Annotated in this window: 20 protein-coding genes; 8 read left to right on the top strand and 12 right to left on the bottom strand. The window is 69.8% G+C overall.

Annotation, left to right across the window (positions count from 1 at the left end):
- Window positions 1–91: 91 nt before the first annotated feature.
- A complete protein-coding gene (locus GQF42_RS07780) occupies window positions 92–664 on the top strand; it encodes a TetR/AcrR family transcriptional regulator (protein ID WP_158918920.1) in 573 nt (190 codons plus the stop codon).
- Window positions 665–709: 45 nt separating this feature from the next.
- Here the strand turns inward: GQF42_RS07780 and GQF42_RS07775 are convergent, their stop codons facing one another.
- Window positions 710–853: a hypothetical protein gene (locus GQF42_RS07775; protein WP_158918918.1), complete on the bottom strand. Its 144-nt coding sequence runs from the start codon at window positions 851–853 to the stop codon at window positions 710–712.
- Window positions 854–1,026: 173 nt separating this feature from the next.
- On the opposite strand from GQF42_RS07775, the gene GQF42_RS07770 reads away from it, so the two are divergent.
- Window positions 1,027–1,557, top strand: a complete 531-nt coding sequence (locus GQF42_RS07770) for a GNAT family N-acetyltransferase (protein WP_158918916.1) — start codon at window positions 1,027–1,029, stop codon at window positions 1,555–1,557.
- A 282-nt stretch (window positions 1,558–1,839) separates the two neighbouring features.
- Here GQF42_RS07770 and GQF42_RS47965 read toward each other — a convergent pair whose 3' ends face one another.
- The gene (locus tag GQF42_RS47965; protein ID WP_456115201.1) at window positions 1,840–2,196 is read right to left on the bottom strand and encodes a transposase; all 357 of its coding nucleotides are present in this window, start codon (window positions 2,194–2,196) and stop codon (window positions 1,840–1,842) included.
- A 421-nt stretch (window positions 2,197–2,617) separates the two neighbouring features.
- Window positions 2,618–3,259 (bottom strand): DNA polymerase ligase N-terminal domain-containing protein, encoded by a 642-nt coding sequence (locus GQF42_RS07760; protein ID WP_158918914.1) that lies wholly within the window; start codon window positions 3,257–3,259, stop codon window positions 2,618–2,620.
- Between the two features lie 255 nt (window positions 3,260–3,514).
- On the opposite strand from GQF42_RS07760, the gene GQF42_RS46900 reads away from it, so the two are divergent.
- The 3 genes from GQF42_RS46900 (at window position 3,515) to GQF42_RS07755 (ending at window position 4,561) form a co-directional block, all read left to right on the top strand.
- Entirely contained in the window at window positions 3,515–3,646 is a 132-nt protein-coding gene (locus tag GQF42_RS46900) for a hypothetical protein (RefSeq protein ID WP_267906132.1), read from the top strand.
- Window positions 3,647–3,786: 140 nt separating this feature from the next.
- Complete coding sequence (locus GQF42_RS46895) at window positions 3,787–3,915, top strand: hypothetical protein (RefSeq protein WP_267906131.1); 129 nt, start codon at window positions 3,787–3,789, stop codon at window positions 3,913–3,915.
- A 277-nt stretch (window positions 3,916–4,192) separates the two neighbouring features.
- On the top strand, window positions 4,193–4,561 hold the full coding sequence (locus tag GQF42_RS07755) for a low affinity iron permease family protein (RefSeq protein WP_158918912.1): 369 nt from the start codon (window positions 4,193–4,195) through the stop codon (window positions 4,559–4,561).
- A 64-nt stretch (window positions 4,562–4,625) separates the two neighbouring features.
- On the opposite strand, the gene GQF42_RS07750 is transcribed toward GQF42_RS07755, so the two are convergent.
- The 3 genes from GQF42_RS07750 to GQF42_RS07740 all read right to left on the bottom strand — a co-directional run bounded on the left by GQF42_RS07750 (window position 4,626) and on the right by GQF42_RS07740 (window position 7,470).
- Window positions 4,626–5,120, bottom strand: a complete 495-nt coding sequence (locus GQF42_RS07750; RefSeq protein WP_158918910.1) for a hypothetical protein — start codon at window positions 5,118–5,120, stop codon at window positions 4,626–4,628.
- 1,331 nt (window positions 5,121–6,451) lie between these two features.
- Complete coding sequence (locus GQF42_RS47215) at window positions 6,452–6,736, bottom strand: Ku protein (protein ID WP_325100313.1); 285 nt, start codon at window positions 6,734–6,736, stop codon at window positions 6,452–6,454.
- Window positions 6,737–7,107: 371 nt separating this feature from the next.
- Window positions 7,108–7,470 carry an ANTAR domain-containing protein gene (locus GQF42_RS07740; protein ID WP_158918908.1) on the bottom strand — a complete coding sequence of 121 codons (363 nt, stop codon included), beginning with the start codon at window positions 7,468–7,470 and terminating at the stop codon, window positions 7,108–7,110.
- 639 nt (window positions 7,471–8,109) lie between these two features.
- Here GQF42_RS07740 and GQF42_RS07735 point away from each other — a divergent pair.
- Window positions 8,110–8,751 (top strand): carbonic anhydrase, encoded by a 642-nt coding sequence (locus tag GQF42_RS07735; RefSeq protein WP_158918906.1) that lies wholly within the window; start codon window positions 8,110–8,112, stop codon window positions 8,749–8,751.
- A gap of 50 nt (window positions 8,752–8,801) precedes the next feature.
- Complete coding sequence (locus GQF42_RS07730; RefSeq protein ID WP_158918904.1) at window positions 8,802–9,791, top strand: L-threonylcarbamoyladenylate synthase; 990 nt, start codon at window positions 8,802–8,804, stop codon at window positions 9,789–9,791.
- Window positions 9,792–9,851: 60 nt separating this feature from the next.
- Here GQF42_RS07730 and GQF42_RS44820 read toward each other — a convergent pair whose 3' ends face one another.
- The 4 genes from GQF42_RS44820 to GQF42_RS07715 form a co-directional block, all read right to left on the bottom strand.
- Complete coding sequence (locus tag GQF42_RS44820) at window positions 9,852–10,766, bottom strand: MFS transporter (protein WP_199272601.1); 915 nt, start codon at window positions 10,764–10,766, stop codon at window positions 9,852–9,854.
- Window positions 10,652–11,308, bottom strand: coding sequence for an MFS transporter (locus GQF42_RS47640; RefSeq protein WP_407699483.1), 657 nt, complete (start codon window positions 11,306–11,308; stop codon window positions 10,652–10,654). Before GQF42_RS47640 ends, GQF42_RS44820 begins: the two co-directional genes overlap by 115 nt.
- Window positions 11,309–11,520: 212 nt before the next feature.
- Window positions 11,521–12,390, bottom strand: coding sequence for an acyl-CoA thioesterase (locus GQF42_RS07720; RefSeq protein WP_158918902.1), 870 nt, complete (start codon window positions 12,388–12,390; stop codon window positions 11,521–11,523).
- 40 nt (window positions 12,391–12,430) lie between these two features.
- Complete coding sequence (locus GQF42_RS07715; protein ID WP_199272600.1) at window positions 12,431–14,944, bottom strand: DEAD/DEAH box helicase; 2,514 nt, start codon at window positions 14,942–14,944, stop codon at window positions 12,431–12,433.
- Between the two features lie 145 nt (window positions 14,945–15,089).
- On the opposite strand from GQF42_RS07715, the gene GQF42_RS07710 reads away from it, so the two are divergent.
- Complete coding sequence (locus tag GQF42_RS07710; protein WP_158918900.1) at window positions 15,090–15,884, top strand: metal-dependent hydrolase; 795 nt, start codon at window positions 15,090–15,092, stop codon at window positions 15,882–15,884.
- Between the two features lie 114 nt (window positions 15,885–15,998).
- Here GQF42_RS07710 and GQF42_RS07705 read toward each other — a convergent pair whose 3' ends face one another.
- Together GQF42_RS07705 and GQF42_RS07700 are read right to left on the bottom strand one after the other, a co-directional pair.
- Window positions 15,999–16,262, bottom strand: coding sequence for a type B 50S ribosomal protein L31 (locus GQF42_RS07705; RefSeq protein WP_158918898.1), 264 nt, complete (start codon window positions 16,260–16,262; stop codon window positions 15,999–16,001).
- Between the two features lie 42 nt (window positions 16,263–16,304).
- Window positions 16,305–16,775, bottom strand: coding sequence for a DUF5709 domain-containing protein (locus tag GQF42_RS07700; RefSeq protein ID WP_158918896.1), 471 nt, complete (start codon window positions 16,773–16,775; stop codon window positions 16,305–16,307).
- Window positions 16,776–16,915 lie beyond the last annotated feature (140 nt).

Here is a 16,915-nt window from a genome sequence, read left to right as displayed (position 1 = left end):
AACCGGAGGTGTCCCCGGTTAGCCGACATTAAGTGGGGGCTCCTCCGGTTAGCAAGTCGAGAGGGCTTCGAAGAAGGGACGGCGAGTACTGATGACCGACGGAACGCTTCGGCCGTTGCGGGCTGACGCACGGCGGAACAGGGAGAAGGTCCTCACGGCCGCTGCGCGCGTGTTCACGACGGAGGGGCTGGACGCGCACCTGGAACGCATCGCCAAGGAGGCGGGCGTGGGCAGTGCGACCCTGTACCGCAACTTCCCCACCCGCGAGGCCCTGATCGAAGCGGTCTACCGCAACGAGCTGGCTCACCTGTGCGATGCCGCCCCCGTTCTGCTCGCGCAGAAGTCACCGGCAGAGGCCCTGCGCGCGTGGACACGCCTGTTCCTGGACTACGTCACCGCCAAGTACGGCATGATCGACGCCCTGCGCGCCATCGCCGCGACGGGAGGCAATCCTTATGGTCGCAGCCGGGAAATGATCCAGGCCGCCATCACCTCACTCATGGACGCTTGCACGGCCGCCGGGGTGATCCGTACTGATATCCGGCCCACCGACATCAGCGCCGCCCTGGAAGGCATCGCCCTCACCTCGGCGGGTGCTGAACACCGAAAGCAAGCAGAGCGCCTGCTCGACCTCACCCTGGACGGCCTCACGGTCCGCCGGTGAGGACTCGTGCGTGGGTCCGCTCCACCACCGCAGGGCCTCGTGCGGTCATTCGCCGTCGTCGCCGTGGTCCTCGTCGAGACCGCCGGAGCCCACTCCGGATGTCTTCGCCCACCGGAACCTCTGGTCGGCCAGGTCGCGGAAGCGGGGCGAGAAGTTGCTGCCGAGCAGGGAGAACAGGTCGAAGGCCATATCGACTCTTACTGGGCATTTCAGAGTGGAGCGTCTGGCCGGGCCACGGCGCGACGCGCAGGTGCGATCTCGACTGGGCGGTGGCGGACAGGGTGCCTGATGACTCAGTGGCGGCTCATGCGGCTTGCATAGGCTGGTCATCTCATCCCACGCACCGCGACGAGGATCAGCCCATGCGCAACAGCAGCACCAGGATCCGCCTGATCGAGCCCGCCGACGCAGCCTCGATCGCCGAGCACCGGGTGCGGGACGTCGAGGCATTCCGGCCGTGGGAACCGGCCCAGCCGGCCGACTTCTTCACTTCTGAGGGCCAAGCGGAGCGGATCGATCGCCTGTTGGCTGGCTACCAGGCCGGCTTGGTTTGGCCTGGCGTGGTGCTCGCCGACGACCAGGTGATCGGCCAGGTCACCGTCGGAGGCATCCTCCCGCAGCCACACCTGCGCCGTGGTTCCGTCGGATACTGGATCGCCAGCGTGGCACAGAATCAAGGGCACGCCGGGCGCGCCGTCGGGCTTGCACTCCAGACGATGAAGGATGAACTCGGCCTGCACCGTGCCGAGGCGTCCACCAATCTGGAGAATCTGCCGTCGCAGCGGGTGCTGCGCCGCAATGGGTTCAGCCCGTATGGCGTCGCGCACTCCTCGATCCTTCTTGACGGGAGCTGGCGGGATGCGCTGCTGTGGGAGCGGATCCTCGGCGACTGACCGACCGTTTCACGGCGAGGTCCGCAGGCGGCGGAGGCATACGAGGCTGCAGGCCGGTTCGAGCAGGCCCTGATGGAGGTCGGTACGCCATTCGCAGCGGATGCGGAGTCGTTTGAACTGGTGAGGCCGGGCGAAGGTGCCCTCGACCATCCAGCGGACCTTGCCCGGTCCGGAGCCGTGGGCGGCGCCGCTGCAGGTGATGGCGGGTGTGATGCCGGGGGTTTTGCGGCAGGCGGCGGTACTCGTCGAAGTCGTAGTCCAGGTCGGTACAAACGCTGGGGTTTACACCGGAGTGTGAGCCGTCCGTGGCACAGTCGTCCAAGTCCAGCATGCCGGCGCGTCGCAACTCCCCAGCAGGGCGGCGTGCAGGCGGGGCCAGGTGCCGGCTTCGGTCCAGCCCCGCAGCCGGTGCCAGGCCGTCACGCCGGAGCAGCCCACACTCTCCGCCGGAACGTCGCGCCAGGCGACACCGGTCCGCAGCACATGTATGACGCCAACATCCGCAGCACGTGCATGACGCCAACAAGCGCCGTCCGGTCGGGAACAGGCAACCGCCCCGGGTGGCGGCGGCGCCGCTCGGGAGCAGGGGCAACAGCGGAGCCATGCGCCCCCGCAGACCGTCAGGGACAAGATCAACACGCACCCTGGACACCATGCTGACCAAGATCGTCAAGAACAGGCCCCACAGCGCGTTGTTGCCGATCATGCCGCGGGGCGCGCACTGGCCGTGTGTGGAGGGATTGAGCCCGAACTTCAACCTGTACGGGGAGAGTTGTCGGTTGAGTTCGTCAAGGGCGATCCGCGGTGCGACGACACATGTGCGCCTGCCCTTGGCGACGGGGAACGGGCGATGGCAGTACTGGGTCCAGCCGACGACTACGTATCTGAAGGTAGTTGGAGCCGTCCGTGGCGTACGCGCCAGGGCTGCCGGAACCGAAGCGCATCTCACCGTCGACCCGGAGCCGCAGTGCGGCCCCGGCGGCACACACCTGCTCCGGGGAGAGGTTGTCGGGGGTGTCCGCCGGCCATGACGGCCTCTCGTCCTTCCCTGTGAGAGCGATCAGGATCGCTGCCTGTGCTCGCCGTCCTCGGGCAGCTCGTCCAGGGTGCGGCCGCTGCGCACGGATGCGGGCTCAGTGCTCACCGGGTTGCGGCGGGCGTCGGCTCCTTCGTCGGACAGCTTGATCATGATCCACCGTTCGCGCTCACCGTCCTGTCCGGTTCGGGTCAGGGCGTAGCCGCCGTGCAGCTTCTCGCCCTCGAGCCACACCTTGACGTGCCCTTCGCCCACTCCCTTGGCGACGGGCACCTTCTTGCCCTCGTCCTCGGCCAGATTCCGGTAGGTACCGGTGTCCCAGACGATGACCTCACCGGCGCCGTACTCGCCCGGCGGGATGATCCCCTCGAAGTCCAGATAGTCCACCGGATGGTCCTCGGTGCGCATCGCCAGCCGCCTGTCCCTGGGATCCGTCGACGGGCCCTTGGGAACGGCCCACGACTTCAGGACACCGCCTGCCTCCAGACGGAAGTCGTAGTGCAGCGAGGTGGCGGAATGTTTCTGGATCACGAAGCGGCGCCTGCCACCCTTGGGCGAACCACCGCCGATGGGCTCTGGAGTCCGGTCGGCCCTGCGCTTGCCGTGGTACTGCGCCAAGGAGCGAGTGGAGGTCGACTTACGGATCTTGCCGCTGTTGCCAGCCATGCCGCCCGTGTTCCCGGGTCCGCCGGGGACAAACGCCGCATGGAGGGGATCCCGGCGGATACTCGCGGACACTGGCGCTGGTGGTACTCCACAGCGCCCGTATTGGGGCCGCACTTCCACCATGCTCCGCGAAGGGGCCGAGCTGGTGCTCGACCGCTGGGGGCGGTGATCTGCGCAGGCTGCGCGAGGAACCCGACCCGAAGAAGGCACTGCAGGACGTGCCGGGGACCGGTCCCGTGGGGGGGCGGCATCTTCTTGCGCGACGTACAGGGCATCTGGCCCGAGTTCGCCCCGTACTTCGACCGCAAGGCCCCGGACGGGACCCGTCGGCTCGGGCTGCCGGACTCGCCGGAGAAGCTGAGCGGCGCGTTCCTGGCGGCAACATGACCCTCCTGGCGGACTGTCTGGTCCACGCCGCGGTCGACAAGTCGCCCGCCGACGGGGTACTCGCCGCCGCCGAGGCGGCCTGACCACACGCACGGCCACGCGCGGCCCACGCACGGCCCACGGACGACCCATGAACTGCCATGAACGCACAGCGCACGATGACCCGCAGCCGGAAGCTCCAGGTGCAGGACGCGCCGGCCAAGGTCCTGGACGCGTCGCCCCGGCGCTCGGCCTGCTGTCGCTGGTCCTGCGTACGCGAGCGGCGGTGAACCGGTTGCGGCAACGAGCGCTTCCAGCACTTCGTTGTCGGCCTGTAGTGCATCTGGCAACGGAACCTCGCCGAACACCGTACTGACCGACGCGAGCGTGGTCACCGTCGCCGCTCCCCGGACCGCAACCGGCCCTTCGAGCCGAAGCTCGGAACCGAGCACGCACGACGACGGGTCCAACGAGCAGATCGGCCTGCCGCTACCTGATGCCGGGTACGGGCGTTAGAGATGGCATGAGGGATCATCTGTCGGTCGGCCTGGCCGCCACGGCGCCGTCATGACCTTGCGGCATCCCGCGGAGCGCGGCGGGGCGCGGCGCGGCTGGTTCGCGCGGTTCGCGGAGGTGGGCTCCAACCTGACCGCCTCACCGCTGTTTTTCACCTTCTGTCTCCTGCTCGTCGCCGCCTTCATCGCGGTCCATGTCGCCGGCCTTTCCCTGGACTGGCAGCACGTGGCAGGAGACGCGATGGGCGCGCTCACGCTGCTGCTGCTCGCCTTGTTGAAGAACGCCGAACGACGTGCTGAGCATGCCATCCAGCGCAAGCTGGACGCCCTGGCCACGGCGCTTCGCCTGCAGTGGACCGGAGAGCAGGACCAGGCGCGGCGGTGCCTGGAAGAGGCGATCGGGATGGAGGAACAGCTATAGGGCCCGTAGGGGGTCGCACCGCCGACCAGTTCCGGCCGTGCCGGGCGAACACCGGGAAGGTCGGTCAGGTGGTGAGCAGACGGTTGAAGAACGAGCGGTAGTGGCGCAGGGCGGTGCGCAGGGCTTCGGTGTCGGCCTGACCACTCTGATTCAGCTGTCCTTCGAGCTTCGTCTTGTGCTCGTCAAACGTCGCGGCGAGTGTCTGCATGACGTTGGCGACCAGGTTGTCCGCTGCTTGTACTGCTTCGCGGGGGTCGTCGACGAAGGTGATCTGGATCTTCTCCCAGCGTTTGCGGAAGTCTTCCTCGTCGTGGGTCGACAGCAGTTGAGGCATCTCGTCTGCGTCCCCGCCGCGCGCCTTGGTCGCTGAGTCCGCCTTCGCGGGGGTGTCCGCCTCGCGGGAGCCGATGCCCTCGGTTGTGCCCGCCTTCTCGTCGCTGTCGCCGGGGTAGACCGGGGCAGGGGCGTTGTCCCGCGCCGCGTCGGACTCGCGGTGCTGGGCGAGGTCTTCCGTGGACAGCGCGTTGTCCCTGGTGGTGGGTATGTCGTCGTGTCGCATGTCGTCTCCACGTTTTGTTCGGCGGCCCGGCACCGGGAGTCAGGCTCGGGCCCGGGCGTGGCGGGTGTGACCGCCGTCGGAGAGCAGTTCGTCGAACAAGGCCCGGTAGTGCTCAAAGGGTCCGCCCGTGTGCCACGCAAGGATCCTTCAGTTGCCGGTCGTAGCTTCCGGTGGGGTAGCCGCGTGCCTGCATCAGTGAGGTCGGCAGCCGGTCCGCGAACTCGTGCTACTCGTCGCCCCACTGCCGCTCATAGCGGGTCCGGTCTGGTCCGGCCCCGCGACAACGGGGATGACGATCGACAGAAGCGTTCCCGTGGACATCGAGCCGGCCTCTTTTCCTTTCCTCGCTACCCGAGTACCCCACTTTCTTCGCTCCACCTTGCGTCCTGCCCTCACTCGTAAGCCGTGGACCACCCGCTCCCGGAATCGAACCGTCGGTGAGGCTCGTTGGAGGTAACGAGCTGCTGGGGACCGGATGACGCGCAACCACGACAGGCACTCAGGGGCAGGCCTCGGCGCCGCCGCGCTCTGGCCTTGTAGGTGCTTCGACGGGACACTGCCGGCCGTGTCCGCGCCGTCTTCCCGGTCCCAGGCAGGCCGGCTTTGTCGGGCAGCACAATGCAGCCGGCATCGTGGCGTAGCGGGATGCGGCGGTCCGATCGTCCTCGTGCTGGTGCCGCTCTCGGCGGCAGGAGCGGCAGGGTGTGGACGTCGCCGTGGCGAGCCGGTAACGGGCCGGAGTCATCCCGCCGTGATCGAACTCCAGGCGCAACGCCGCTTGCCCCAAGTCAAGCCCGACCGGCGGCAGACCGTCGGCCATGCGGCACAGCGCGGCGATCGCGGGGTTGTCCCGGCAGGGCCGCCCGCATGTGGGAGAGATGGCGCCGGAGGAAGTGCGCGAGAGGCCGATGGTCGGTCTTGCCGTCGAAGTCCTGCGATTCACCTCCGGCACAGCCGATCTCCTGTCCTGCAGCAGCACGGCGAGCGGCGTCGCCCAGATGTCACAGCCGCGAACGTCCGCGGCCGAGCCGAGACCATGATGTGGGACGCCAGCACCGACCAACGCACTAGCCCGAGGGCTCGTCGGGCACGGGATGGTCCGGATGTACCCCGGCCTGTCGCGGCGCGCCACGAGGGCCCGCGCCTGCCTCGTCCACGTCGGGTACGTCGCCCGTACCGTCGTGGTCATCCGTGCTGTTCCGTTCCGGCGTGCGTTCCTGGTCCGGGTGGGGCTCCCACCGGTCGTCACCGGCTCCTGCCTGCTGGTCGAGAGGGTCCCTCGGCACAGGCCGCGGGCCGTTTCGCGGGCGTGGCTTCATGGTGGCTTCTCCTCATCGGGATGGGTCACGACGCCTCGTCGTGGGCGTGTGCGCCGGCGTGTGAGAGCGCTCTGAGCAGTTCCTCGCGCTCCATGGTGGAGTCGAAGAAGACGTGATCTCCTCCAGCGGCACTTCCTCGCCGGTGCGCTCGTTCACGCGTTTGTTGCGCACGCCGTCCGAGGTGCTGCGCTCAAGCTGATGGAACCGGATGGTGTGGCTGTCCGTCGCCGTGAACAGCTGGACAGGCATGGACACCGGGCCGAGGGTCAGAACGCCGTTCCACACCGCACGGGCCATGCCGTAGCCACCTCCGCACTCGCACTGCACGGGTACCCCGACGAGTACGACACATACGGCGCCTCCGCGGCCGCCTTCCCTGGGCCTGACGCCTCTGCTCAACCCTGGGTACGGCGACGAGAACGGTGATGCGGTGATGTCCGCGCGCAGGTACACATCCGCCACCCGGATCTCCGCGGTGGGTAACGCGCGGACGAGCGCGCGTCATGGATGCCCGGTCGCCACCATCCGAAGGCGGCGGCAGACGCCGCCCGCGGCCCCTCGCTGTCCGCGTCGACGAGTTGGACGAGTCGGACGAGGTCACGAGGTGGTCGACGCGGACGAGGTCACGAGGTGGACGAGGTCGACGAGAAGGAGTTCCTCCTCCGCACCTACCGTGTGCACACGAGAACGCGTTCCTGTGCCACCCGGCCACCGACCGGCAGGGCGGCCCCGGTCCCGCCGGACTGTGCGTCCGCCAGTGCGGTGTCCAGCGCGATCCGGAGGTCGTCGCGCAGCCGCCCGGAACCCGCCCAGTCGACGAGGTGCTCGGCGGTCGTACCGAGCCCTGTGCCGGTGCGCTGGGCGACTGCCTCAAGGACCACGATGCCCTGGCCGGGGCGGAGCCCGCCGACGGCGATGATCACTCCGACCGCCTGGTCGATGACAGCATGTGAGACGACGGCTTCGTGAAGCTGGTGGATCTCCCGCCGCGCCTCGCTGATCCTGCTGCGGAGGTCTTCGTGGCAGCCCATCGTCATCACTTCCCTGAATCGACCGACATCACCCCCTGGGCCGCGGCAGTGGCTGCTGCGTCCAGCGAGGCGTCGACCTCGGGTACCCACGGAACGCGTGTGCGTGCCCCACCGGCCCGACACCTCCTGGGCCAGTTGCCGCCCAGGAGGGTCCGTACCGCGAGCCTCCGCTTCGCCGAGCACGGCACCTTCGCCCGCCGAGACGCCGCCTGTGACCTGGTGGCGGGCGGGGACGGATACTCCGCCTTCCGTGACCGGCATGCCCGCGGCGGCGAACCGCCGTGGAAGGGAGCGGACGGTGCCGGACTGCGTACAGCGGTCGTGCAGTACGCCGGCGTGTTCCCGACCCAGCCAGTACGTCGTCGTGGTTGGCGAGTTGACGCAGCAGCGCGAGCCGGTGGTGCTGGGTGAGCGGGGCGGGACTGCTGGTGCACGGCAAGGCGGTGCAGGCTCGCCGCTCGACCGGACCGGTGGCTCCGGTCCCGTCGCCGTGGCCCGGCCCGTCTCCGCAGCGCGCTGCGGAGACGGGCCCAGGCAGACACCGACCGACGTCCGGGTGTGCTGCCGGCGGAGGTATGGACGGCCGCCGTCCGGGGACCTGGCCGCGCGCTTTCACGGGGCCGCCCGTAGCCTGCGGCCATGACTGAGATACTCACGCCGACTCCCGATGAAGCCTTCGAGATGCTGCTGGCCGGCAACCAGCGGTTCGTCACCGGCTTGCCGGAGCACCCCAACCAGGACGCCGCACGCCGCACCGAGACCGCACCGGCTCAGAGTCCCTTCGCGGTGCTGTTCGGCTGCTCCGATTCCCGGCTGGCCGCCGAGATCATCTTCGACCGGGGACTGGGTGATCTGTTCGTGGTCCGCACGGCCGGGCACGTGGTCGGTTCGGAGGTGCTGGGCAGCATCGAGTACGGGGTGAGCGTGCTGGACTCCCCGCTGGTCGTCGTCCTGGGGCATGACTCGTGCGGAGCCATCGCGGCCGCCTGCACTGCCGCCGACGGCGGCCGGGTGCCCGCCGGCTTTGTCCGTGACGTCGTTGAGCGGGTGACCCCGAGCGTGCTGGCGGCCCGCGCCGCCGGACGCGACAGCGGCGAGGAGGTCCTCCACGAGCACATCCGGCACACCGTCGACCTGCTGCTGGAGCGCTCCCGTGTCCTGGCCGAGCGGGTGGCCGCCGGCCGCCTCGCCGTGGTGGGTCTGTCCTACCGGCTGGCCGACGGCAGTGCGCAACTGGTCGCCTCCCATGGCCTGAGCAGGGCTGCCGCCTCCGTACGGTAAGTACGGGACCACGCACATGCTCGGAGCGGCGCTGTGGGAGGATCGCGAGGGTGACGGCAAGAACCAGTGACATCGAGAAGGCGGCCGGTGTGCTGCACGCCGGCGGTCTGGTGGCCCTCCCGACCGAGACCGTCTACGGTCTGGGCGCCAACGCCGAGGACCCCACCGCCGTCGCGCGTATCTTCCAGGTCAAAGGGCGTCCACCCTCCCACCCGCTGATCGTCCACATCGGCGCCGCGGAGCATCTGGACGACTGGGTCCAGGACGTGCCCGCGACGGCGCGTCTGCTGGCCGAACACTTCTGGCCGGGGCCACTTACGCTGGTGCTGGGACGCGGCCCCCGCGTGCCTCTCGAAGCGACCGGTGGTCTGGAGACCGTGGCGGTGCGCGTGCCCGACCACCCCGTCGCGCTCGCGCTGCTGTCGGCCTTCGGCGGCGGTGTCACGGCGCCGTCCGCCAACCGCTTCGGCTCGGTCAGCCCCACGACGGCGGACCACGTCCGTGCCGAACTCGGCGACGCCGTCGACTTCGTGCTGGACGGCGGCCCCTGCGAGGTCGGCGTCGAGTCCACCATCGTCGACGCCACCGGGGAGATCCCGAGCATCCTGCGGCCGGGCGGGGTGACGCGCGAGGACCTCGAAGCGGTGCTGGGGTGCCCGCTCTCGGTCCCCTCGACCAGCCGGGTCCGGGTGCCGGGCCAGCACCCGTCCCACTACGCGCCGCGTGCCCGGGTCGTCCTCGTCGAGCCGGAGAAGGTCGTCGCCGAAGCGGAGCTGGCGCAGGAACTGGGGCACCGGGTGGGCGTCTTCCTGCCTGCCTCCATCGCCGACGCTCCGGTGAAGGCGCACGCCGTGGTGGCGGTCCCCGGTTCGCCGGCCGCCTATGCGCGCGGGTTGTACGGGTTCCTGCGCGAACTCGACCAGCGCGGGTGTGACCTCATCGTCGCGTCCTTGCCGGTGGAGGAGGGGCTGGGACTCGCGATCGCCAACCGGCTGCGCCGCGCCGCGGGGCCCCGGCCCTCCGAGACCAGGAGTGGGTGAACGAACTCCGGATCGGGAACGACCCGGCCGCGTGGGCACCGTTGGCGGAGGATGCCACGCTTAGGGCGCGAACGTCACTGCAGCGTGAGGATTCCTCAACCCTCGGGCCGCCCGGAGCCGGGTCAGCGGCTGTAGCGGCGGTGGCAGGACGCGGCGGGGGTTGGGGTTGAGGAGGATCTGCGCGGGGCCGGACTTCTGGGCGAGTTCCCGGATGTGCGGATCGTCGAGGAGGAGCAGGCGGCCGTTGTCGACGAAACGCTCGCCGTCAAGGGTGACGGTGGGCGCGTCGAACTGGCAGTCGCAGTGGGCGTGTCCGGGGCCGCTGCGGTCGACCGTGCCCTGCGCGGTGAGGCCGTCGAGGCCGAAGTGGAACGCTCCGGCGTGCTTCTCGCGTTCGAACGGGGTGCCGCCCGCGGACCGTACTTTGGGGTTGAGGCCGATGAGGGCGTGGCGGATGCAGTAGTCGTCGGGTGCGTAGCGGCGCAGTTCGGCGGCAGCCGTGCCGCCGCCGATGGCGGTCACGCGGTTGCCGGCCGGCTCCAGAGTGGTTCGTTCGGCGGGGACACCCGTGACCGTGGACTCCTCGGTCACGACGAGGCCGTCGGTCTGGATCGGAGTCAGGGCGACCAGCAGGAGGAGCGGCAGCGTCCGTCCGCCGGTGAGGTCGTGCAGGGCGCCGAGGAGGAGCGGCCCGATGGCGGCCACGAGATGTCCGACGGACTGGGCCATCGAGGCCAGGGCTGCCGCCTGTGATGCGTCCGCCGCGCGCCGGCCCTGGAAGGCCGGCGCCAGGGCCAGTAACGCTCCGCCTCCCAGGCCCGTGAGTACGCCGGACACGACGGCCCACTGGGAGGCCGCCGTCAGGAGGGCGAAGCCCAGGGAAACGATCGTCGACGCGGTCGCTGCCAGGATCCGCTGGTCCTGGCACCTGCGCGTAAGGAATGGCAGCGCACTGCTGGAGGGGAGGCCGACCATCTGGAAGAGGAAGCGATCGTGGTGTGGAAGCCGAGTGACTGCAGCCCCATGAAACCGCTGACCTGCCAGGCGAGGGCGGAGCGCCATGGGATGCGCTCGCGGAGCGCACGTGCCGGTGCCCGTGCCCGTGCCGGTGCCGGTGCCGGTGCCGGTGCCGGAGAGTCTGTGCGCCGGTGCCGCGGCGCCCACACCACGAAGGCCGGCACAGCCAGTACGGTCCAGCAGCCCAGGGCGGTGCGCCATCCGCCGGGCAGATGGTCGGCCGGCGGCACCGACACCCCGGACGACACGGCGGCCAGCAGGCCCATCGCGGTGACGTGGAGGCCGGTCACCTGGCCGATCCGGTTTTCCGGCACGCTGCTCCTGATCACCGAGGGCAGCAGTACGTTGCCGTGGGCGATCCCGGCTGCGACCACCACAGTTCCCGCCCACAGGAAGAGCACCCCGGGCAGGGAACGCACCAGCAGCCCGGCTGTCAGCGCGGCCAGTGAGGCGCCCAGAGCGCGTGGCGCTCCGCACCGGTGTGCGCTGCGGCCGGCCATCGGGGAGGTGGCGGCGAACGACGGCCTTCGCTGTCAGGGTGCTCGGGGCGAGGGCAGGCCGCCAGGGCGAGGCCGACCTGATGCGTGCAGGTGTCGCCCTTCCAGGCGCTCGAGGGACAGCCGATCGTGGCTGGTCGGGCCTGCTCCTGGCTTGTCGGCCTGGAGCTGACGACGCACTCGTGGGTCGGCGGTTGGTGAAACCGCAGGGCGGCTCAGCTCAGCTTGCGGAACAGCCCCTCCTGCACCACGGACACGATCAGCTGCCCCTCCAGGTTGTAGATGCGCCCCCGGGCCAGACCCCGGCCGCCCACCGCGATCGGCGACTCCTGGTCGTACAGGAACCACTCGTCCGCGCGGAACGGCCGGTGGAACCACATGGCGTGGTCCAGTGAGGCCAGATCGAAGTTCCGCGGCCCCCACAGGGGTTCGACCGGAATGCGGACCGCGTCCAGGAGCGTCATGTCACTGGCGTAGGTCAGCGCGCACGTGTGGACCAGCGGGTCGTCACCGAGCGGTCCGACCGCGCGCATCCACACGGCGCTGCGTGGCTCGGCGCCCTCTATCTCCTCGGCGTTCCAGCGCAACCGGTCGACGTAGCGGATGTCGAAGGGCTGGCGGCGGGCCATCCGCTCCAACTGCTCGGGCAGTGCGCCCAGGTGCTTGCGGATCTCCTCGGAGACCGTCGGCAGCGACTCGGGGTGCGGCACCTCGCGGGCCGGTGGCAGCTGGTGCTCGAACGGTCCTTCCTCGGGCTTGTGAAAGGAAGCGGTCAGATTGAAGATCGCGCGGCCCTGCTGTACGGCCGTGACCCGGCGCGTCGTGAACGACCTGCCGTCGCGGACCCGCTCCACCTGGTACACGATCGGCACGCCCGGGCGTCCCGGCCGCAGGAAGTACGCGTGCAGCGAGTGCACCGGGCGGTCGCCGTCCGCGGTGCGGCCGGCGGCGACCAGCGCCTGGCCCGCCACCTGGCCGCCGAAGACCCGCTGCAGGGACTCCTGCGGGCTGCGGCCACGGAAGATGTTGACCTCGATCTGCTCCAGGTCGAGGAGGTCGACCAGTCTCTCGGCCGGATTCGTCATCGGTGGGATTCTCCTTGGCTCACGCCTGGTCGAAAAGGGCTCACAGCTGGCCGACGTCCGTGACACGGACGACCGCACGGCCCTCGGCGTCCGAGGCCACGAGATCGACTTCCGCGCTGATGCCCCAGTCGTGGTCGCCGTTCGGGTCGTCGAAGATCTGGCGGACCCGCCAGAGGCCGTTCTCCGGCTCCTCCTTGATGACCAGGAGCTTGGGGCCGCGGGCGTCGGGACCGGTGCCGAGATCCTCGTACTCGTCCCAGTACTTGTCCATTGCCTCGCCCCAGGCGTCGGCGTCCCAGCCGGACTCGGCGTCCAGCTCGCCCAGTTCCTCGACCTGGTCGAGGGCGGCCAGCTCCACGCGGCGGAACATGGCATTGCGGACCAGCACCCGGAAGGCGCGCGCGTTGGCGGTGACCGGCTTGACCTCGTCGGCCTTCTCCTGGGCCTCCTCGGCGGTCATCTCCTCCGGGTTGGCCAGCTGCTCCCACTCGTCCAGCAGGCTGGAGTCCACCTGGCGCACCATCTCGCCCAGCCACTCGATGAGGTCCTGCAGGTCCTCGGACTTCAGATCGTCCGGGATGGTGTGGTCGAGGGTCTTGTAGGCGCTGGCCAGGTAGCGCAGGACGATGCCCTCGGTGCGGGCCAGCTCGTAGAAGGACACCAACTCCGTGAAGGACAGCGCCCGTTCGTACATGTCGCGGATGACGGACTTGGGTGACAGCGGGTGGTCGCCGACCCACGGGTGACTCTTGCGATAGGTGTTGTAGGCGTGGAAGAGCAGCTCTTCCAGCGGCTTGGGATAGCTGACGTCCTGCAGGCGCTCCATGCGCTCTTCGTACTCGACGCCGTCCGCCTTCATCGCGGCCACAGCCTCGCCGCGTGCCTTGTTCTGCTGGGCGGCGAGGATCTGTCGCGGGTCGTCCAGGGTGGACTCCACGACGGAGACCATGTCGAGCGCGTAGGACGGCGACTCGGGGTCGAGCAGTTCGAAGGCGGCGAGGGCGAACGTGGACAGCGGCTGGTTGAGCGCGAAGTCCTGCTGGAGGTCCACCGTGAGCCGGACGATGCGGCCCTCGGCGTCCGGCGTGTCGAGCTTCTCCACGATCCCGCCGTCGAGCAGCGAGCGGTAGATCGCGATGGCCCGGCGGATGTGCCTGAGCTGCTGCCTGCGCGGCTCGTGGTTGTCCTCCAGCAGGTGACGCATCGCCTCGAAGGCGTTGCCCGGGCGGGCGATCACCGACAGCAGCATCGTGTGCGTCACCCGGAAACGGGACGTCAGCGGCTCCGGCTCCGACTCGATCAACTTCTGGAAGGTGTTGTCCGTCCAGCCGACAAAGCCCTCAGGCGCCTTCTTGCGCACCACCTTGCGCCGCTTCTTCGGGTCGTCGCCCGCCTTCGCCAGAGCCTTCTCGTTCTCGATGACGTGCTCGGGCGCCTGCGCCACGACGAGCCCCGCCGTGTCGAACCCGGCGCGTCCGGCCCGGCCCGCGATCTGGTGGAACTCACGGGCGCGCAGAGTGCGCACGCGGCTGCCGTCGTACTTGGTCAACGCCGTGAACAGCACCGTGCGGATCGGCACATTGACGCCCACGCCGAGCGTGTCCGTGCCGCAGATGACCTTCAGCAGACCGGCCTGGGCGAGCTTCTCCACCAGGCGGCGGTACTTGGGCAGCATGCCGGCGTGGTGGACGCCGATGCCGTGACGGACGTAACGGGAGAGGTTGCGGCCGAACTTGGTGGTGAAACGGAAGTTGCCGATCAGCTCGGCGATCTGGTCCTTCTCCTCGCGCGAGCACATGTTGATGCTCATCAGAGCCTGCGCCCGCTCCACGGCCTGCGCCTGTGTGAAGTGCACGATGTACACCGGCGCCTGCTTGCTCTCCAGCAGGTCGGTGAGCGTCTCGGTGAGCGGGGTGAGCTGGTACTCGTAGGAGAGGGGTACCGGGCGGGTCGCCGAGCGGACGACCGAGGTGGGGCGGCCGGTGCGGCGGGCGAGGTCCTTCTCGAAGAAGGACACATCACCCAAAGTGGCCGACATCAGGATGAACTGCGCCTGGGGGAGTTCCAGCAGCGGGATCTGCCAGGCCCAGCCACGGTCACCCTCGGCGTAGAAGTGGAACTCGTCCATGACGACCTGACCGACGTCCGCGTTCCTGCCGTCGCGCAGCGCGATCGACGCCAGCACCTCGGCGGTGCAGCAGATCACGGGAGCGTCGGCGTTCACGGAGGCGTCGCCGGTGAGCATGCCGACGTTCTCGGTGCCGAAGAGCTTGCACAGCTCGAAGAACTTCTCCGACACCAGTGCCTTGATCGGGGCGGTGTAGAAGGTGACCTCGTCCCGGGCCAGCGCGGCGAAGTGCGCACCCGCGGCGATCATGCTTTTGCCGGATCCGGTGGGCGTCGAGACGATCACGTTCGCCCCGGACACCGCCTCGATCAGCGCCTCCTCCTGGTGGGGATAGAGGGTCAGACCGCGCTCCTGTGCCCACGACTCGAAGGCTTCGTACAGGGCGTCGGGGTCGGCGGTCGGCGGCAGCTGATCGATGAGGGTCACGCACCCATCTTGCCTGGCCTTGCCCCCGAGAGGGGAATCGGCTGTGGGTACGAAGATCACGGCAGCTACGCTGTGTCGCCGACGCAGCGTCAGCGCGCCGGGTCAACTGGACAGCGGTACACGAGGAATGGGGCGGGAAGCGGTCATGATGGGACCAGCACACTCACTGTCGGGGGCCGCGGCCTGGCTCGGCGTCGGAGCGGCGGCCGCCGCGGCCGGTCACCCGATGCCCTGGCCGGTCCTCCTCGTCGGTGCCCTGATCTGCGCCGGCGCCGCGCTTGCCCCCGACCTCGACCACAAAGCGGCGACCATCTCGCGCGCCTTCGGGCCGATCTCCCATGCGATCTGCGAGATCGTGGACAAGCTGTCCCACGCCGTCTACAAGGCGACCAGGATGAAGGGCGACCCGCGCCGCAACGGCGGCCACCGCACACTGACGCACACCTGGCTGTGGGCGGTCCTGATCGGCGCGGGCTGCTCGGCGGCGGCGATCACGGGGGGCCGCTGGGCGGTGCTGGCGATCCTGTTCGTGCACATGGTGCTGGCGATCGAGGGTCTGCTGTGGCGGGCGGCCCGGGGCTCCAGCGCCGATGTCCTGGTCTGGCTGCTGGCGGCGACCAGCGCATGGATCCTCGCGGGGATCCTGGACAAGCCCGGAAACGGTTCCGACTGGCTGTTCACCGAGCCTGGCCAGCAGTACCTGTGGCTGGGGCTGCCGGTCGTGCTCGGCGCGCTGGTGCACGACATCGGGGACGCGCTGACCGTGTCCGGCTGCCCGATCCTGTGGCCCATTCCGGTGGGCCGCAAGCGCTGGTATCCGCTGGGGCCGCCGAAGGGGATGCGGTTCCGGGCCGGCAGCTGGGTGGAGCTGAAGGTGCTGATGCCCGCGTTCATGCTGCTGGGTGGGGTGGGCTGCGCAGCCGCGCTCAACGTGATCTGAGACGCGGGGTGATCTGAGCGCGGGCCCCGGCCGTGTTCGCTCCAGGCGGTCGGTCCCGGGCGGGAGTCGTGGGCCGCTGCCTCGGCCCGAAGGGGGCCGCGTCCCCGCTTAGGCTCAGCCGGTCGCGCCCGACTCGGTCCCGCCGTACCGGCGCTCGAAACGGGCGATGCGCCCCTCGGTATCGACCGTGCGGGCCTTGCCCGTGTAGAAGGGATGGCTCTCGGAGGAGATCTCCACGTCGATCACCGGGTAGCTCTCCCCGTCGTCCCACTCGATGGTCTGCTCACTCTGTGCGGTCGACCGGGTCAGGAACGCGTATCCAGCGGCTCGGTCGCGGAAGACCACGGCGTGGTAGTCGGGGTGCTTGTCCTGCTGCATGGCGGCTCCTCGTACGGGGCGGGCGGGCAGGGGGCCGGCTGGTCAGCCGGGCAGAGAGTCCTCGTCGACGATGTGCATCGCGGCCTCCTCCGCGGAAGCGGCGGCGCCGTCGATACCGACATCGGTGGCGACCAGAGCGGCTTCGTCGTCCTCGTGCGCTCCCTCGTCGGGAGCCACCAGCCGGCCGGAGCGGAGGTTGCCGACCTCGTTGTCCAGGAGTTCCCCGTCGGTGCCGTCGCAGTCACCGATGCCGTCGCCGTCGGACGTGCCGAGGTCGGGCTGCTCCTCGGCCAGCCGCTGGTCCAGGGTCTCGCCGGCCTGGCGTTCGGCCGCTGTCACACCGGCGTGTTCCACCGCCCACGGCCGCTCGGGAGGGGACCAACCGCGGTCGAGCGGGTCGTCGACGCCGTCGAAGTCCAGTGTGTCCTCGACGTCGAGGACCCCCGAGTCCTCCCGGATCTCCGAGGGGTCGGGCTGGTAGACGTCGTCCCCCCAGCCGTCGGAGTTGTCCACGAGTACCTCCAGGTGGTGAGGACGGCCGCATGCCAACACAGCGGATGGCGGGCCGCCGGCATGCCCGGCGCGGGTGTCACACGCCACGAACCAGGTGGTTCGCCGGCGCTCCCCGAACCGGTGCCGCTCTCCAGCCTTCC

Origin of the sequence: Streptomyces broussonetiae (assembly GCF_009796285.1) — a bacterium.
Lineage (GTDB): Bacteria > Actinomycetota > Actinomycetes > Streptomycetales > Streptomycetaceae > Streptomyces > Streptomyces broussonetiae.
Note: the sequence above shows the minus strand (reverse complement) of the source record. Positions and strands in the feature narration are given on the sequence as shown.

What these genes read in the sequence shown, in the direction of transcription:
- GQF42_RS07740 (WP_158918908.1), bottom strand. Translation starts at nt 7,470, where the DNA reads ATGGGCTGCCACGAAGACCTCCGCAGCAGGATCAGCGAGGCGCGGCGG.
- GQF42_RS47215 (WP_325100313.1), bottom strand. Translation starts at nt 6,736, where the DNA reads ATGGCCCGTGCGGTGTGGAACGGCGTTCTGACCCTCGGCCCGGTGTCC.
- GQF42_RS07760 (WP_158918914.1), bottom strand. Translation starts at nt 3,259, where the DNA reads ATGGCTGGCAACAGCGGCAAGATCCGTAAGTCGACCTCCACTCGCTCC.
- GQF42_RS44820 (WP_199272601.1), bottom strand. Translation starts at nt 10,766, where the DNA reads ATGGTCGGCCTCCCCTCCAGCAGTGCGCTGCCATTCCTTACGCGCAGG.
- GQF42_RS07755 (WP_158918912.1), top strand. Translation starts at nt 4,193, where the DNA reads ATGACCTTGCGGCATCCCGCGGAGCGCGGCGGGGCGCGGCGCGGCTGG.
- GQF42_RS46895 (WP_267906131.1), top strand. Translation starts at nt 3,787, where the DNA reads ATGAACGCACAGCGCACGATGACCCGCAGCCGGAAGCTCCAGGTGCAG.
- GQF42_RS07770 (WP_158918916.1), top strand. Translation starts at nt 1,027, where the DNA reads ATGCGCAACAGCAGCACCAGGATCCGCCTGATCGAGCCCGCCGACGCA.
- GQF42_RS07750 (WP_158918910.1), bottom strand. Translation starts at nt 5,120, where the DNA reads ATGCGACACGACGACATACCCACCACCAGGGACAACGCGCTGTCCACG.
- GQF42_RS07705 (WP_158918898.1), bottom strand. Translation starts at nt 16,262, where the DNA reads ATGCAGCAGGACAAGCACCCCGACTACCACGCCGTGGTCTTCCGCGAC.
- GQF42_RS07710 (WP_158918900.1), top strand. Translation starts at nt 15,090, where the DNA reads ATGATGGGACCAGCACACTCACTGTCGGGGGCCGCGGCCTGGCTCGGC.
- GQF42_RS07780 (WP_158918920.1), top strand. Translation starts at nt 92, where the DNA reads ATGACCGACGGAACGCTTCGGCCGTTGCGGGCTGACGCACGGCGGAAC.
- GQF42_RS47640 (WP_407699483.1), bottom strand. Translation starts at nt 11,308, where the DNA reads ATGGCCGGCCGCAGCGCACACCGGTGCGGAGCGCCACGCGCTCTGGGC.
- GQF42_RS07720 (WP_158918902.1), bottom strand. Translation starts at nt 12,390, where the DNA reads ATGACGAATCCGGCCGAGAGACTGGTCGACCTCCTCGACCTGGAGCAG.
- GQF42_RS07735 (WP_158918906.1), top strand. Translation starts at nt 8,110, where the DNA reads ATGACTGAGATACTCACGCCGACTCCCGATGAAGCCTTCGAGATGCTG.
- GQF42_RS07775 (WP_158918918.1), bottom strand. Translation starts at nt 853, where the DNA reads ATGGCCTTCGACCTGTTCTCCCTGCTCGGCAGCAACTTCTCGCCCCGC.